Genomic DNA, 15,390 nt, shown 5'->3' on the forward strand with positions numbered 1-15,390 from the left:
CCCTCCGCGCGTCAGTCGCGGCGGTAGGGCACCTCGGACGACGCCGTGCGCACCGTCCCGTCGGCCTGATCCGCGGGGCGGCCCACGTGCGACGCGACCAGGTACAGCGGCCGGTTCTGCACCTCCGCGTAGACCCGCCCGAGGTAGCTCCCGAGGACGCTGAGCATGATGATCTGCACCCCGCCCACGAAGAGGATCGCGATCACCGTGAACGTCCACCCGGGCACGACGCTCGACGGGTCGATGGCGCGGCTCACCAGGACGTACACGACCGCCAGCGCGCTGAGCGCCGACACGACGAGGCCGACGAGCTGGATGAGCTTCAGCGGGAACGTGGAGAAGCCGAGGATGCCGTCCGCCGCGAACTTGACCATCTTGCGCAGCGGGTAGCCCGTGACGCCCGCGTGCCGCTCGTCCCGGTCGAACTGGACGTTCGTCTGCTTGAACCCGACGTACGAGACCATGCCGCGGAGGAAGCGGTTGCGCTCCGGGAAGCGCTTCACGGCGTCGATGACCTTGCGGTCGATCAGGCGGAAGTCCCCGGTGTCGCGCGGGATGTCGATCTCGGCGACGAGGGCGAGGGTGCGGTAGAAGGCGCCGGCGGTGGCCTTCTTGAAGAGGCTGTCCTTGCGGGTCCGGCGCTGCGCGTAGACGACGTTGAAGCCGTCCTGCCAGCGTCGGATGAGCTCGACCGCGACTCGGGGCGGGTCCTGCAGGTCGGTGTCCATGATGACCGCCGCGTCGCCCGATGCATGGTCGATGCCCGCCGTCACGGCGATCTGGTGGCCGAAGTTCCGGGAGAAGTCGATCACCTGCACGCGGTCGTCTGCGGCCGCCAGGGCGTGCAGCCGCTCCAGCGAGGTGTCCGCGGATCCGTCGTTGACGTACACGAACTCGAAGCGCATCCCGAGGTCGGCGGACTCCAGCGCATCCGTCAGCGTGCGGGAGAACAGCTCGACGCTGGCCTCCTCGTCGTACACGGGCAGGATGAAGCTCACGAGCGGCGCGGGCGTGGGGAGGGGTTCTGCGGTCACGTGTCGGTATCCCTCATCGGTGCGTGTCGGGGTCGGATCCTGGTCGGCGGCGGGCCGGTCGGTCGGCTCAGCCTATGTCGATGCGGTAGAGGACGGCCGCAGCTCCCGTGGACGGGTCGTAGACGGCGCGGTCGACCTCCTCGAGGCCCGGCACGGAGGCCGGATCGGCGTCGGCCGCGCAGTCGGAGAGGGCGAGGTACCAGCGGATCCCCGCGCGCTCCGTCGCCTCCGCGTCCACGCGTCCGGCTGCGAGGGCGGACCGCGCGACGTCGACGGCGTCGCGGTCTGCCGGCCATGCCATGCCCAGGTTGTAGTGGGCGACGGATCGTCCCGAGTCGATCTTCACGATCTGCGGATCGAGGCACGCCCCGGCGACGATGGAGCCGTCCGTGGCGCCCGCCGTGACGTCCGCGATGGCGCGGTCCAGCGGCTCCGCGAAGGTGATCTGCGGGAGCTCGCGCCCGGCCGAGAAGAAGCGCCCCCAGTCGAGCGCGCTCGTGGCGCCGATCGCGACCACGAGGACGGTGCAGGCCGCGACGAGGGTGCGGGTCCGGCGCGGAGCCGGCGCGGGGCTGTCGACCTCACCGCCAGCGGCGTGGGCGTCGGCGTCCGCCCCTGCGCTCCGCCCTCGCAGGGTGCGCACCGCCACGTCGAGCAGCACGGGCACGATCGTCACCGCGATGAGCAGGAACCCGTCGATCCAGAGCCGGTAGGGCTCCTGGTTGGCTCGCCACAGGTCGTTCGTGGACGTGATCGCCCAGGCGAGCATCGCGCCGCCGGCGTACGCGGTCCAGATGGTGCGCCTGGCGCGGATCCCCGCCACGAGGATCACGACGAGCGGCACGATGAGCGCGGCACCGGCGAGCGGCCCGAGCGGGAGGTCGACGCCGAGGTCCTTGCTCGACGCGACGCGGTAGGAGAGGAACGGGTCGCCCGCCGCCGAGGCCACGACGGTCGTGACGATCTGGGGGAGCGTCGCGGCGAGCGCGGCGCCCATCGGGAGGAGCGCGAGGCCGCGGGTGCGGCCGATGGTGGCGAGGAGGCCCGGCACGGTGGGGAGGAGCCCGACCACGAACGCGGGCAGCGGGCCCACCGTCCCCGCGACCACGACGGCGAGCCCGAGCGACGCCGGCACCAGCGCGGCGGAGAGCACGAGGAGCCGGCGACGCGGGCGCTCGAGGACGGCGTATGCCGCCACGACGTAGAAGGAGAGGAACACGGCGGCCAGGAACGAGTAGACGTGGACGTTCAGCAGGCCGCCGACGACGACCGCCATGACGGTCATCGCGACGAGGCGCGCGCGGCGGGACGAGCCCCGGAGGAAGGGCACGAGCGCCCCGAGGAACGCGATGCCCGCCACGGAGAGGGCAGCGGCCTCGCCGTTGAGGGTGAACAGCACGCCGAACGGGCCCCACAGGACGGCGTGCGAGCTCATCTGCCAGAACCAGTGGCCGGGGCCCTGCGTCCACGCGAACGTCCCGAGCAGCAGGGGCGCGAAGCCGAGCACGCCGGTCCACGCGCGACCGGTGACGCGGACGCACGCGATGCCGATGGCCGCGACGAGGCACGCCTGCAGGGCCGTCCCGACGATGTTCCAGGACTCGACGGGGCCGAGTCCGGTGAGGTGGCCGAAGGCGCCGAGGACGATGTAGTAGAGGTGCGGGTAGGTGTTGCGGCCGGTCTCCGTGAACGGCTCCACGGACGCGAAGTCGCCGCGGGCGAAGTTCACGACCATCGAGAGGTACGACAGCTGGTCGTAGACGAAGTAGTCGCGGAACGAGCTCACGACGCTGCCCGTGCGGTGCACGAGCATCCCCACCTGGGTGACGAGGAAGAGGAGCACGGCGAGCGCGACGGCGAGCGCCGACGTCAGGTTCCCTGGAGCCGTCCTCCGGTCGATCCGGGCGGGGGAGACGGGAGAGGGCACGGGGGTGGATGCTATCAGCCGGCCCCTGCGAGACCGCGGTCCGCGGGCGTCGGCGGCGCGGGACGGGGACGATCCCTCCCGCCCCCGGCTAAACTGGGCCGCTCGACCCCGTCGCCCCGCGGCCGGGTCCGCACATCCATCGGACGTGACGCTGCCGCCGCAGCAGAGGGGACGCGCATGCCCACCGAGGCCTTCTCGCTCCTCCTCCCCGTGTACCGCGGCGACCGTCCCGACTTCCTCCGCCGGGCATTCCGCAGCACCGTCGACGACCAGACGCTCCGGCCGGATGAGGTCGTCGTCGTCCGCGACGGCCCCGTGTCAGTCGAGCTCGCCCGCACCATGGCGGAGCTCGCGGAGGCGTCGCCCGTCCCCGTCGTCACGGTCGAGCTCGCGCGCAACATGGGCCTCGCCTACGCGCTCGAGCGCGGGCTCGAGGCCTGCGCGCACGACGTCGTCGCCCGGATGGACGCCGACGACATCAGCCTCCCCGAGCGCTTCGCCCGCCAGCTCGCCCTCATCTCCGACGGCCTCGACCTGGTGGGCACCGGCATGTACGAGTTCGCGGACGAGGTCGGCACCATCGCCGGTCGCCGCACCCCGCCGGTCGGCGCCGACGCCATCTCCCGCTACGCGCGCTTCCACGACCCGTTCAACCACCCCACCGTCGTGTACCGGCGCCAGGCGGTGAAGCGGGCGGGCGGCTACCTCCCGCTCGGGCTGATGGAGGACTACTACCTCTTCGCGCGCATGATCCAGTCGGGCGCCCGCGTGGAGAACCTGCCGGATCCGCTCGTCATGTACCGCGTGAGCGCGGGCGCGTACGCCCGTCGCGGCGGCGTCGCCCAGCTGCGTGCCGAGCTCCGCCTGCAGCGGGAGTTCCGCCGTCGCCGCTTCACCTCCCTCTCGCAGGCCCTGCGCAACGTGCTCGTGCGCGGCAGCTACCGCCTCATCCCCGAGGCCGTGCGCCGCGGGCTGTACCGTCGCCTGATCACACGCGATCGGACGGTCCCGCAGGCCCGCGCCTGATCCCCCGTTACCCTTGACCAGTCCCGTCGAGCGCCCGTCGGGCGCCACCCCAGCAAAGGAATGTGCCATGAGCCCTGATCTCGTAGTGGTCGGATCCGGTTTCTTCGGACTCACGATCGCGGAGCGCGTCGCCGAGGAGCTGGGCCTCAAGGTCCTCGTCATCGACCGCCGCGACCACATCGGCGGCAACGCGTACAGCGAGAAGGACCCGGAGACCGGGATCGAGGTGCACCGCTACGGCGCGCACCTGTTCCACACGTCGAACGAGACCGTGTGGGAGTACGTCAACCGCTTCACGGACTTCACCCCCTACGTGCACCGCGTCTACACGGAGCACAAGGGAGAGGTGTTCCCCCTGCCTATCAACCTGGGCACCATCAACCAGTTCTTCCGCTCCGCGCACGGGCCGCAGGCCGCCCGCGACCTCATCGCCGAGCAGGCGTCCGAGCTCGACGCCGGGGAGGCGAAGAACCTCGAGGAGAAGGGCATCTCCCTCATCGGGCGCCCGCTCTACGAGGCGTTCATCCGCGACTACACGGCGAAGCAGTGGCAGACGGATCCCACGGACCTGCCCGCCGAGGTCATCAGCCGCCTGCCCGTGCGCTACACGTACGACAACCGCTACTTCAACGACACGCACGAGGGCCTGCCCGTCGAGGGCTACACCGCGTGGCTCGAGCGCATGGCCGACCACCCGAACATCGAGGTCCGCCTCGAGACCGACTTCTTCGACGAGACCCAGGAGGTCAACCGGGCATCGGTCGTCGGGAAGGTCCCCGTCGTCTACACGGGCGCCATCGACCGCTACTTCGACTACTCGGAGGGCGCGCTGTCGTGGCGCACGCTCGACTTCGAGCGCGAGGTGCTCCCGGTCGGCGACTTCCAGGGCACGCCCGTCATGAACTACGCCGACTCCGACGTGCCGTTCACGCGCATCCACGAGTTCCGCCACTTCCACCCGGAGCGCGACGCCCCGGCGGACAAGACGGTCATCATGCGCGAGTACTCGCGGTTCGCCGAGGGCGAGGACGAGCCGTACTACCCGGTGAACACCGCGGCCGACCGCGCGGGCCTGCTGAAGTACCGCGAGCTCGCCAAGCAGGAGGAGGGCGTCTTCTTCGGCGGCCGCCTCGGCACCTACCAGTACCTCGACATGCACATGGCGATCGGCGCGGCGCTCTCGATGTACGAGAACAAGCTGAAGCCCGTGCTCGCGAAGGACGCCTCCTGATGGCGGGCGACGTCGCGGGCGCACCCGCCGGGCTCGACCTCATCCAGCGCGTCATCCTGCCGTCCGAGCACGACCCGGACATCGTCCCGCTGTACGTGGACGCCGACTACTGGACGAGCATCCCGGTCGCGCCCGAGAAGCGTCGGCGCTCGCCGCTGCGCGTGGTCGACTCGGACACGCACAACGCCGTCGTCCGCCTCAGCGACATGGGCATCATCAGCGCCATCCGCGGCGACCGCGGCTTCCAGGTGCCCCACCGCAGGAAGGTGTCGTTCGGCACCTACTTCAACGCGTTCCCCGCCTCGTACTGGCGCGCGAGCACCACGCTCGACGGCGTCGTGCTCGAGGTCGAGACGAACGGCGAGGGCCAGGTGATCGTCTACCGCTCGAACGCGCGCGGCGTGATCCAGAAGGTCGACGGCGCGGCCGTGACCGGATCCACCACCTCCCGCTTCGAGCTCCCGTTCACGTACTTCGCGGACGGCGGCTGGTACTGGTTCGACCTGATGGGCGAGGAGGCCGACTTCGCGCTCGTCGAGGCCGGCTGGTACGCCCCGGCCGGATCCGCCCCCACCGCGGGCGCCGCCGGATCGGTGAGCATCGCCATCACCACGCTCAACCGCGCCGAGTACTGCGTCAAGCTCCTCACCGACATCGGCGAGAAGCCGGACGTCGCGGCGCTCCTCGACCACGTGTACGTCACCGACCAGGGCACCCAGAAGGTGGCCGACCAGCCGGCGTTCCCGCGTGCGCAGGAGCTGCTCGGCGAGAAGCTCCGCGTCATCGACCAGGCCAACCTCGGCGGATCGGGCGGCTTCTCCCGCGGCATGTACGAGACGCTGAAGGAGGGCGCGAGCGACTACGTCCTCGTCATGGACGACGACATCACGCTCGAGCCGGAGAGCATCCGCCGTGCCGTGAAGTTCGCGGACTACGCCAGGACGCCCACGATCGTCGGCGGCCACATGTTCGACATGTACGACAAGAGCAAGCTCCACGCGTATGCCGAGGGCTTCGACATGTGGAACTTCATGTGGGGTCCCGTCACGCCCACGCGCCACGACTTCAGCGCGTCGAACCTCCGCCAGACCAGGTGGATGCACCGCCGCGTCGACGCCGAGTACAACGGCTGGTGGATGTGCCTCATCCCCGTCTCCACGATCAAGCAGGTCGGCCTGTCGCTGCCCGTCTTCATCAAGTGGGACGACGCCGAGTACGCGCTGCGCGCCAAGGAGGTCGGCGTGCCGACCGTCACGCTCCCGGGAGCCGCCGTCTGGCACGTCTCGTGGGTCGACAAGGACGACTCGCAGGACTGGCAGGCCTTCTTCCACGCGCGCAACCGCCTCATCGCGGCCCTGCTGCACTCGCCGTACGAGCGCGGGGGGCGTTTCCTCACGGCCAACCTCGCCACGGACGTCCGCCACCTGGTGTCGATGCAGTACTTCGCGCTCGCCGCCCGGCACGAGGCGTACCGGAACATCCTCCGCGGGCCGCGCAGCCTGCACGAGGACATGGTGACGCGCCTCGCCCGCACCCGCGAGCTGGCGCAGGGATTCACCGACGGCGTCCCGATCAAGGACCGCGCCGCCCTGCCCGAGATCGTCGCGCCGGACAAGCCGCAGCGTCGGCGCGGGGGCGGAGCCCCGGCGGGCATCGCCCGCGTCGTGTGGCTCGCCCGGACGGTGGCGCGCCACGCGTTCGCCCCGCTCGGCCCGGCCGCGGCGCGCGGGCCGGAGGCGCACCTGGCGTTCGAGGACGCCCGCTGGTGGGTCGTCCCCTCCTTCGACAGCGTGCTCGTCTCCAACGCGGAGGGGTCGGCGGCACTCCTGCACCGCCGGGATCCCGTGCTCTTCCGCCGCATGCTGTGGACGAGCATCGTGCTCCGCTGGCGCATCCTCGCCCGCTGGCCGCAGCTCAAGGCCGCGTACCGCGCGGCCCTGCCCACGGTCACGAGCCCGGAGACCTGGGCCCGCACGTTCGGCGTCGACCAGCCTCCGGTCGGCCGCCGGAAGTAGTAGCCGGACGCGGCTCCGCCATCCGCTGAGCGCCGAGGGGCGTCCGATCCGCACCACGGTGCGGCGGACGCCCCTTCGTGTGTGAGAATCGCATCTCACGGCACGGGGACGCAGGGGGACGCATTTGTTCGACAACGGGGTGGACCACGTCCGGCGCGCACGCCGACGCTCGCGGCTGATCGCCTGCCTCGCCGTCTGGGCCGTCGCGCTCGGGGTCGGGCTCGTCGGCACCGGCACCATCGGAGGATCCGCGGAGCCCGCGCATGCGGCATCCGGCGCCGACTTCGATCCCGGCATGATCATCAGCGACGCCAAGTTCTACGACGGCGACGCGATGTCGCAGGGCGACATCCGGTCCTTCCTGCAGGCGCGCGTCCCGAGCTGCGCGTCCGGCTACGTGTGCCTCAAGAACTACGTGGAGAGTACGCCCGCGCGCGCGGCCGACAGCCGCTGCTCGGACCTCCAGGCGTCGCGCCTCAGCGGTGCCGACATCGTCTACTGGGTCGGCCGCGCGTGCGGGGTCAGCCAGGCCGCGCTCCTCGTGCTCCTGGAGAAGGAGCAGGGCCTCGTCACCGACAGCACGCCGACCGACCGCCAGTTCCGCAGCGCCACCGGCTACGGCTGCCCGGACACCGCCGCGTGCGACTCCCTCTACTACGGCTTCTTCAACCAGGTCTACAACGCGGCGCACCAGTTCAAGGTGTACCAGTCCACGCCGACGCGCTGGAACTACCAGGCCGGGCGCAGCAACCGCATCCTCTGGCACCCGAACGCGGACTGCGGATCCTCGCAGGTCACCATCCGCAACCAGGCGACGGCGGGCCTCTACATCTACACGCCGTACCAGCCCAACGCCGCCGCGCTGCGGAACCTCTACGGCAGCGGCGACTCGTGCTCCTCGTACGGCAACCGCAACTTCTGGCGCCTGTACACCGACTGGTTCGGCAGCACGAGCGACGGCCCCGTGTCCTCCTTCGTCAAGACGGCCACGGACGACACCGTCTTCCTGGTGAGCGGCGGGCAGAAGCACCAGGTCCCCGACTTCGGCGTCTACCAGTCCCTCTCCGCCCTGGGCGGGATCAGCACGGTGCCGCGCTCCTACCTCGACGCGCTGGGCACCGGCATCCCCGCGTCCGCGCTGGTGCGCGACCCCTCGTCGGGCGCGGTCGCCCTCGTGCAGGCGGATCGTCGGCACCGGTTCGCGTCGTGCGACCTCGTCGCCTCCTACGGCTACGGCTGCGGCGACGCCGTGAACCTCGACCCCCGCCAGCTCCGGGCGCTGTCGGACGCCGGCGAGATGAGCGCCTTCTTCGTCCTCCCCGGCAGCCCCGTCACCTACCTGCTGAGCGGAGGGACCAAGTACCCCGTGTCCACGTGGGGTGCCGTCCTCGGCCTCAACGGAGGACGTCCGCCCTTCGTCGCGACCATGCGCGCGTCGGTGGGCGCTCGGTACGCCACGGGCCACGCCGCCCTCCAGCCGGGGACCCTGGCGAAGGCGTCGAACAGCGCTGACGTCTTCCTCGTGGACGGGCTCGACCGCAAGATCCGCGTCCCGGACTTCGCCGTCACCGCGGAGCTCGGCCTCGGGCGGTCGTTCGCGACCGTGACCCCGGCATCGGTCGACGGGTACCCGCGTGCGGCGGCCGACCTGTCCCTGCTCGTGCGCTGCGCGGGCGTCACGTCGCTCGCCTCCCAGGGGAGCGTCGTCGCCCTGGGATCGCCGGGTTCGACGGGTCTCGCCGTCACCGACCTCGCGCCGTCGACGTGCGCCGCCCTCGACGCCGCCGGTCGGACGGTGACCGGGCCCGTCTTCGTCAAGGGCAGCACGTCCGCGACGGTGTTCCTCCTCCAGGGCGGTCAGGCGCGTGTGGTGCCCACCTGGGACCGGCTGGTCGCGCTCGCGGGCACGTCGTCGCCGACCGTCACGGTGATGGGTCCGGGGGCGCTCGCGCGCATCCCCGTCGGCGCCGCGTCCTGACGCACCTCACCCAGGTCGGGTCGCGCGGGTCCGCGCGGCCCGGGCACCCGGCGGGAGGTCATGCGCCACCGGATACAGTGGGGCCGCACCGGACGACCACGGCGCGGCCCGCCGGGTGCCCGCCCTAGCGCCCGGCGCGGCGAGGAGAGCCCATGGAACAGCACGCGCACGACGTCGACGGCCCCCGCGAGGAGACCCCGCCCCCGGGGATCCTGCTCCGGCTGATCAAGGACGAGCGCGTCGCGTTCCTGCTGGTCGGCGGCTTCAACACCGTGCTCGGCACGGCGTGGTTCGCACTCTTCTACCTGCTGTGGGGCCACTCGATCCCGTATCCGCTCGTGCTCGTCATCGCGTGGGCGGTGCAGCTCCCCATCGCGTTCACCCTGCATCGCAAGCTCGTCTTCCGGGTGAGCGGCAACCTGCTCCCGGACTTCTCCCGCTACACGCTGGTGAACCTCGTGCCGCTGTTCGCCAACATGCTGCTGCTGCCGCTCGTGGTCGAGACCACGCCCCTGGAGCCGATCGTCGCGCAGATCCTCGTGACCATCGTGATCACCGTGGCGACCTACACGGGCCACAAGTTCTTCTCGTTCCGCCGGCCGCGCGACGAGGCCGTCCGCTGATGCCGACGACGGGCCGCGGCCCGTCCGTCATCCCGGTCGGTGCTGCTCCGGGAGCCCGTGCCGCCAGCTGCGGCCCTGCGCGGCCTTGACGGCGCAGATCACGAGCAGGACCCAGCCCCACTCCACGATCGTGACGCTCTCGGCGAGCGACGCGACCACGAGGACGACGAGCACCAGGGCCGTCCAGACGTAGCCGACGCCGCGCTTGGTGGTCGCCAGCACCCAGGACCGGCCGAGCGCGAGGGCGCAGAACGCCGCGAACAGCGCGAGCCCGACGAGCCCGGCCTGCAGGTAGAGGTCGAGGTAGGCGTTCCGCCCTGTCTCCTGCGCGCCTCGGCTGACGAGGTCGAGGGCCGTGTACGGGTACGCGTCCCGGCGCCAGAAGCCGACGAAGCCCCAGCCCTCGATGGTGTTGAGGTCGATGAGGCGCAGCATCTCCCGCCAGAGCGCGACGCGCTGGAGGTAGTCGGGCCGCGCCTGCAGCACCTGCAGCACGGGGGAGCGGAAGGCCACGACCAGCACCGCGACACCTGCGGCGAGCACGAGGACCGCGCTGTTGGCCAGGGGCCGAGCCTGCCGCGCGAGGTGGCGGAGGCCGAGGATCGCGAGGGCGGCGACGGCGAGCACGAGGAACGTGCCGAGGATCACCGACGAGCGCGTGAGCGACGCCACGAGGAACGCGACGACCAGCGAGAAGACGGCGCGGCCGCGCGAGACGGACCGGGTCATGAGCTCCACCGCGAAGGTCACGGCCGCGACCAGGGCCAGGATGCCCAGGGCGTTGCGCTCGCCGAGCAGCCCCTGGATGGGGCCGAGGCGCTCGAGGGCGCCGCGGATCCCGAGGAACGGGATGGGGCCGTCGATGAGCAGCCCGGCGAGCACCTCGAGCGCGAGGGACGACACCAGCACCAGCCGCAGCACGTCCCCGGCCGCGCGCACGATCTGGATGAGGTCGCGGACGACGCCGACGTACACCGCGAGGAACGCGGACGCCGCGAGGTAGAGCACGCCGCCGACCGCGTCCGGCTGGTACGCCGTCCAGAGCAGCGTCGCGGCGCACCAGCCCACCAGGACGAGCAGCGAGATGGGCAGGAGGCCCCGCCACTCCCAGTCGCCGCGCTTCGCCGCGAGGGATCCCGCGGCCATGGCCACGAGCGCGGTGACGATGGCGATGAGGCCGGCCCACCCCACGGTGGACCTGAGCGCGTGCGACAGGACGGCCGTGCCGAGGATGCAGTGCGTGAGCGCGGCGGAGAAGCGCGCCGACCCGAGCAGGTCGGGCAGGCGCTCCGGGAGCGGCAGGCGGGCGGGACGGGTCATGCGTCGGCCATCACGGGCGGTCGGCGGGGCACCGGGCGGCCGCGCGGATCAGGCGACGCGGGGGTCGGCGGCGGCGGGCGCGGCGGCGGAGGGTACGGCCGCGGGGATCGAGGGGTCCGCGTGGTAGGACGGCGCGACCGCGGGGACCGGCGCGGTCTCCGGCCGTGCCGCACGGCGACGCGCATCGTCGGGTCCCGGGACGTCCTCGCGCGCCACCATGCCGGACTTCGTGACGATCGCGATGACGACGAGCAGCAGCCAGTTGCCCTCGTACAGCAGCCGGCTCTCCGCGAGGCTCTGCACGACCAGCGCGGTCATGAGCAGCAGCGGCGCCAGCGCGAGGGTGGAGTACGGCTCGACGCGGTCGCGGCGGTGCTGCCTGCGGTCGATCGCGGCCCACCAGGAGCGCACGTAGGTGGTGACGACGAACGCGGCGAAGGCCAGGAGGCCGATCGCGCCCACCTGCAGCAGGACGTCGATGTACGCGTCGTGGGCCTGCAGGTAGGTGACGCCGCTGCGGACGGCGAGGCCCTGGAAGGGGTGCACCCAGGGCGCCCAGTAGCCGATCCAGCCCCAGCCGACGACGGGGTGCTGCTGCGCGAGGCCCAGCACGGACTCCCAGATCTGGAACCGGCCCGTGAGGTCGGGGGACCGGCCGAGGAGCTCGAACACCTCGGCCGTGCGCGTGGCGACGACGCCCGCGCCGACCACGGCGGCCACGGCGACGCCCCCGGCCAGCACGAGGCGGCCCCGGATGCCGACGCGTCGGGCGACGAGCGCGAGGCCGGCGACGATGCCGGTCATGACGAGCGCAACCAGGACCGTGGAGCTGCCGGTGAGGGTCAGGGTGAGGAGGGCGACGAGGATCCAGATCCCGGCGTCGCGGCGGCGGACCGTGCGCGCCGCGTACTGCAGCGAGAAGACGATGAGGCCGAGCAGCGCGACCATGGCGAGCAGGTTCGCGTTGCCGACGACGCCCTGGATCCGGCCGCCGCTGAGGAGCTCCCCGCGGGTCCACGCGAACGCGGCGGGTGCGCGGGGCCCGTAGTCGGTGAAGAACGGCATGACCGGCCCGCGCACCACGACGGCGACGAACAGCTCGAAGGCGAGCGACAGCCCGAGGATGATGCGGAACGCGCGTCCGAGGCCCTGCACGATCTCGGACCACGACAGCAGGGCCACGAGCGTCAGCGCCGCGATGGACGTCGACAGCTGGATGAGCACGCCGAGCGCCGACTCCGGCCGGTACTGCGACCACGCGATGGAGAGCACCGCGATCCCCGTGAACACGAGCAGCGGGATCGGCAGCACGCGCACGCGCGGCAGGGGACGGGAGCGCGTGAGCAGGATGATGCACGTGACCAGCACGGCGAGCGCGATCGCCCCGAAGCCCCACCAGCTGAGGCTGTCGCGCCACATGTCACCGGCGAACGTGGTGACGAGGACGAAGGTCGCGAAGCTCCGGAGGGCTCGGCGGCTGGCGGTGGGCATGCCCATCAGGGTATCCGGCCCGAGGCCCTGGTCCCGCCGCCTGAGGTGAGCGGCGGCGCCGGGGCCCCGAACGCCGGCGCTCCACGCGCCCGGCTGTCCATCAGACGAAGGCCGCGTGCCCCGTGATCGCGCGGCCGACGATGAGCGTGTTCATCTCGCGGGTGCCCTCGTAGGAGTAGATGGCCTCGGCGTCGGCGAAGAAGCGGGCCACGTCGTAGTCGAGCACGATGCCGTTGCCGCCGAACGCCTCGCGGCACCAGGCGACGGTCTCGCGCATCCGGCTGGTGGCGTACGCCTTGGCCAGCGCCGAGTGCTCGTCCGACTGCGTGCCCTCGTCGACCATCTCGGACGCGCGCGTCACCAGCCCGATCGACGCCGTGATGTTGCCGAGGCTGCGGACGAGGAGGTCCTGGATGAGCTGGTGCGCGCCGAGCGGCTTGCCGAACTGCTCCCGCTCGCCCGTGTAGGCGACCGCCGCCTCGTACGCGCCGATGGAGATCCCGATGGCGGCCCACGCCACCTCCGCGCGCGTGAGCCGGAGCACCTTGGCGGTGTCGGCGAACGAGCGCGAGTTCTGCAGCCGGTTCCGCTCGGGCACGATGACGCCGTCGAGCTCGATGTCCGCGTTCTGCACGATGCGCAGCGCCTGCTTGTCCTCGATCCGGGTGGCGCGGAAGCCGGGGGAGTCATTCGGGACGAGGAAGCCCTTCACCTGGCCGTCGTCGGCGTCCTTGGCCCAGATGACGGTGACGTCGCTGATGGTGCCGTTGCCGATCCAGCGCTTGGATCCCGTGATGCTCCATTCGTCGCCGCGGCGCGTGGCGACCGTGCGGAGGCCGCGGGCGGAGTCGGATCCGGACAGCGGCTCGGTGAGGCCGAAGGAGCCGAGGATCTCCCCGGACGCGAACCGCGGCAGCCACTCGGCGCGCTGCTCCGGGGATCCGGCGACGGCGACGCTGCCCATCACGAGCCCGCTCTGCATGCCGACGAGGGTCGCGATGCTCGCGTCGACGCGGCCGAGCTCCAGCGCCGCCCAGCCGCGGTAGACGGCTGAGTTCTCGAACGGGCGCGTCTCGGGGAACGGCATGCCGAACAGGCCGCGCTCCGCGAGGCCGCCGACCACGTGGCGCGGGAACTCGGCGCGGGCCCAGAGCCCGTTGACGTGCGGCTTGACCTCTGCCTCGAGGTAGGCGCGGAGGTCGGCGAGGGACTCCTTCTCCCGGTCGCCGAGGCGGGTCTCGTAGCCGTAGAAGTCGCCGATGAGGGGGGTGAGGGACACGATGCTCCGTTGCGGTTCGTCGGCGCCCTCGGGGACGGGCGCCTGCGGCCGAGCCTAGGTCGGCGTCAAGGCGACGGCCCCATCGGTTGGTACTTTGGTCGCGTCCGGACAGGACGCGCGCCCTCGGGCGTTGTAGGTAGCCGCCAAGCCCGACAGGATCCCGACGTGTTCACTGCCCTCGCCAACACCCCACGCGACTACGCCTGGGGATCCCGCACCGCCATCGCCGAGCTGCTCGGCCGCGAGGCGTCCGGCGGCCCGGAGGCGGAGCTCTGGCTCGGTGCGCACGACGGCTCGCGCACGCGCGTGGTCGACCCGGCGGCGACGGGCGGCGCGACGACGCTGGCCGGGTGGATCAGCAGCGACCCCGCGACCACGCTCGGCCCGCTCGCCCAGGGCCTCCGCCCGGGCGACGGCCCCGGCCTCCCGTTCCTCCTCAAGGTGCTCGCCGCGGACGGCCCGCTCTCGCTGCAGGCCCACCCGGACCTGCATCGCGCGCGCCTCGGCTTCCGCGACGAGGAGGACCGCGGCGTCCCGATCGACGCGCCGCACCGCAACTACAAGGACCCGCTGCACAAGCCCGAGCTGATCTTCGCGCTCAGCGACGAGTTCCACGCGCTCTGCGGCTTCCGGCCGCTCGCGGAGGTGCGCGACGTCTTCACGCTGCTGCTCACGCTCGACGCGTCGGGTCCCGACTCGGACCCGGCCGTGATCCGCACCGTGCTGTCGCGCCTCACGGGACCCGAGGCGGACGTGCTGCGCGACGTCTTCGCCTTCCTGATGGGCGGCGGATCCGAGGTGCACCGCCTCGTCGACCGCGTCACCCTGCTCGCCAGCCTGGCCTCCGACCGGCAGTGCCGCGAGTTCTCGACCGAGATGCGCACCGTGCGCGAGCTGGCGGAGGCGTACCCGGGCGACCCCGGCATCGTCACCTCGCTCCTCCTCAACCGCGTGACGCTCCGCCGCGGCGAGGCCCTCTACCTGCCCGCGGGCAACATCCACGCCTACCTGCACGGGCTCGGGATCGAGCTCATGGCGGCCTCCGACAACGTGCTGCGCGGCGGCCTCACGCCGAAGCACGTGGACGTGCCCGAGCTCCTCGACGTGCTCGAGTTCCAGGCGCTGCCCGTCCCGTACCTCGAGCCCGAGCCCGCGGCGCCCGGCGTCGAGCTGTACCGCCCCGACGTGCCCGACTTCCTGCTCGCGCACGTCACCCCGGCCACGCGCGACGCGGCCGGGGGGGACGACGGCGCGAGCGTCGTCGAGGTCGACGGGCCGGCCATCGTGCTGTGCACCTCCGGCGAGGTGACCATCCGCGGCGAGGTCTCGTCCGTCGTGGTCCGGCGCGGCGACGCCGTCTTCGTCACGCCCGACGAGGGCCGGCTCGTCGTCACGGGGGAGGGCGAGGCGTTCCTCGCGACGACCCCGGCGCCCGCGGCCGCCGTCGACGACGGCGCGTGACCGAG

At 72.2% G+C, this 15,390-nt stretch carries 11 protein-coding genes; 6 read left to right on the top strand and 5 right to left on the bottom strand.

Annotation, left to right across the window (positions count from 1 at the left end):
* Positions 1 to 11 precede the first annotated feature (11 nt).
* Both FGD68_RS07165 and FGD68_RS07170 read right to left on the bottom strand, forming a co-directional pair.
* Positions 12 to 1,034, bottom strand: coding sequence for a glycosyltransferase family 2 protein (locus tag FGD68_RS07165; protein WP_119372229.1), 1,023 nt, complete (start codon positions 1,032 to 1,034; stop codon positions 12 to 14).
* A 67-nt stretch (positions 1,035 to 1,101) separates the two neighbouring features.
* On the bottom strand, positions 1,102 to 2,961 hold the full coding sequence (locus FGD68_RS07170) for a hypothetical protein (protein ID WP_119372228.1): 1,860 nt from the start codon (positions 2,959 to 2,961) through the stop codon (positions 1,102 to 1,104).
* A 177-nt stretch (positions 2,962 to 3,138) separates the two neighbouring features.
* On the opposite strand from FGD68_RS07170, the gene FGD68_RS07175 reads away from it, so the two are divergent.
* The 5 genes from FGD68_RS07175 to FGD68_RS07195 all read left to right on the top strand — a co-directional run bounded on the left by FGD68_RS07175 (position 3,139) and on the right by FGD68_RS07195 (position 9,834).
* A complete protein-coding gene (locus FGD68_RS07175; protein WP_104236364.1) occupies positions 3,139 to 3,987 on the top strand; it encodes a glycosyltransferase in 849 nt (282 codons plus the stop codon).
* A gap of 67 nt (positions 3,988 to 4,054) precedes the next feature.
* A complete protein-coding gene (gene glf / locus FGD68_RS07180; protein WP_104236363.1) occupies positions 4,055 to 5,218 on the top strand; it encodes a UDP-galactopyranose mutase in 1,164 nt (387 codons plus the stop codon).
* Entirely contained in the window at positions 5,218 to 7,233 is a 2,016-nt protein-coding gene (locus tag FGD68_RS07185) for a glycosyltransferase (RefSeq protein ID WP_237609960.1), read from the top strand. Before glf ends, FGD68_RS07185 begins: the two co-directional genes overlap by 1 nt.
* Before the next feature lie 139 nt (positions 7,234 to 7,372).
* Complete coding sequence (locus FGD68_RS07190) at positions 7,373 to 9,211, top strand: hypothetical protein (protein ID WP_119373489.1); 1,839 nt, start codon at positions 7,373 to 7,375, stop codon at positions 9,209 to 9,211.
* Positions 9,212 to 9,363: 152 nt separating this feature from the next.
* The gene (locus FGD68_RS07195) at positions 9,364 to 9,834 is read left to right on the top strand and encodes a GtrA family protein (RefSeq protein ID WP_104236360.1); all 471 of its coding nucleotides are present in this window, start codon (positions 9,364 to 9,366) and stop codon (positions 9,832 to 9,834) included.
* Positions 9,835 to 9,861: 27 nt separating this feature from the next.
* On the opposite strand, the gene FGD68_RS07200 is transcribed toward FGD68_RS07195, so the two are convergent.
* From FGD68_RS07200 to FGD68_RS07210, 3 genes are all read right to left on the bottom strand, one after another.
* Positions 9,862 to 11,154, bottom strand: coding sequence for an O-antigen ligase family protein (locus FGD68_RS07200; protein WP_119373488.1), 1,293 nt, complete (start codon positions 11,152 to 11,154; stop codon positions 9,862 to 9,864).
* A 48-nt stretch (positions 11,155 to 11,202) separates the two neighbouring features.
* The gene (locus tag FGD68_RS07205) at positions 11,203 to 12,645 is read right to left on the bottom strand and encodes an O-antigen ligase family protein (protein WP_237609961.1); all 1,443 of its coding nucleotides are present in this window, start codon (positions 12,643 to 12,645) and stop codon (positions 11,203 to 11,205) included.
* Positions 12,646 to 12,745: 100 nt separating this feature from the next.
* Complete coding sequence (locus FGD68_RS07210) at positions 12,746 to 13,924, bottom strand: acyl-CoA dehydrogenase family protein (protein ID WP_104236357.1); 1,179 nt, start codon at positions 13,922 to 13,924, stop codon at positions 12,746 to 12,748.
* 165 nt (positions 13,925 to 14,089) lie between these two features.
* Between FGD68_RS07210 and manA the strand changes: the two genes are divergently transcribed.
* Positions 14,090 to 15,385 carry a mannose-6-phosphate isomerase, class I gene (manA, locus tag FGD68_RS07215; protein ID WP_237609962.1) on the top strand — a complete coding sequence of 432 codons (1,296 nt, stop codon included), beginning with the start codon at positions 14,090 to 14,092 and terminating at the stop codon, positions 15,383 to 15,385.
* Positions 15,386 to 15,390: the final 5 nt, after the last annotated feature.

It is taken from the genome of Clavibacter californiensis (assembly GCF_021952865.1).
Classification (GTDB): Bacteria; Actinomycetota; Actinomycetes; order Actinomycetales; family Microbacteriaceae; genus Clavibacter; species Clavibacter californiensis.

Bases quoted from the DNA above. Each gene is read 5' to 3' on its own strand.
- FGD68_RS07175 (WP_104236364.1), top strand. From the start codon at position 3,139: ATGCCCACCGAGGCCTTCTCGCTCCTCCTCCCCGTGTACCGCGGCGAC.
- glf (WP_104236363.1), top strand. From the start codon at position 4,055: ATGAGCCCTGATCTCGTAGTGGTCGGATCCGGTTTCTTCGGACTCACG.
- FGD68_RS07185 (WP_237609960.1), top strand. From the start codon at position 5,218: ATGGCGGGCGACGTCGCGGGCGCACCCGCCGGGCTCGACCTCATCCAG.
- FGD68_RS07195 (WP_104236360.1), top strand. From the start codon at position 9,364: ATGGAACAGCACGCGCACGACGTCGACGGCCCCCGCGAGGAGACCCCG.
- FGD68_RS07200 (WP_119373488.1), bottom strand. From the start codon at position 11,154: ATGACCCGTCCCGCCCGCCTGCCGCTCCCGGAGCGCCTGCCCGACCTG.
- FGD68_RS07205 (WP_237609961.1), bottom strand. From the start codon at position 12,645: ATGCCCACCGCCAGCCGCCGAGCCCTCCGGAGCTTCGCGACCTTCGTC.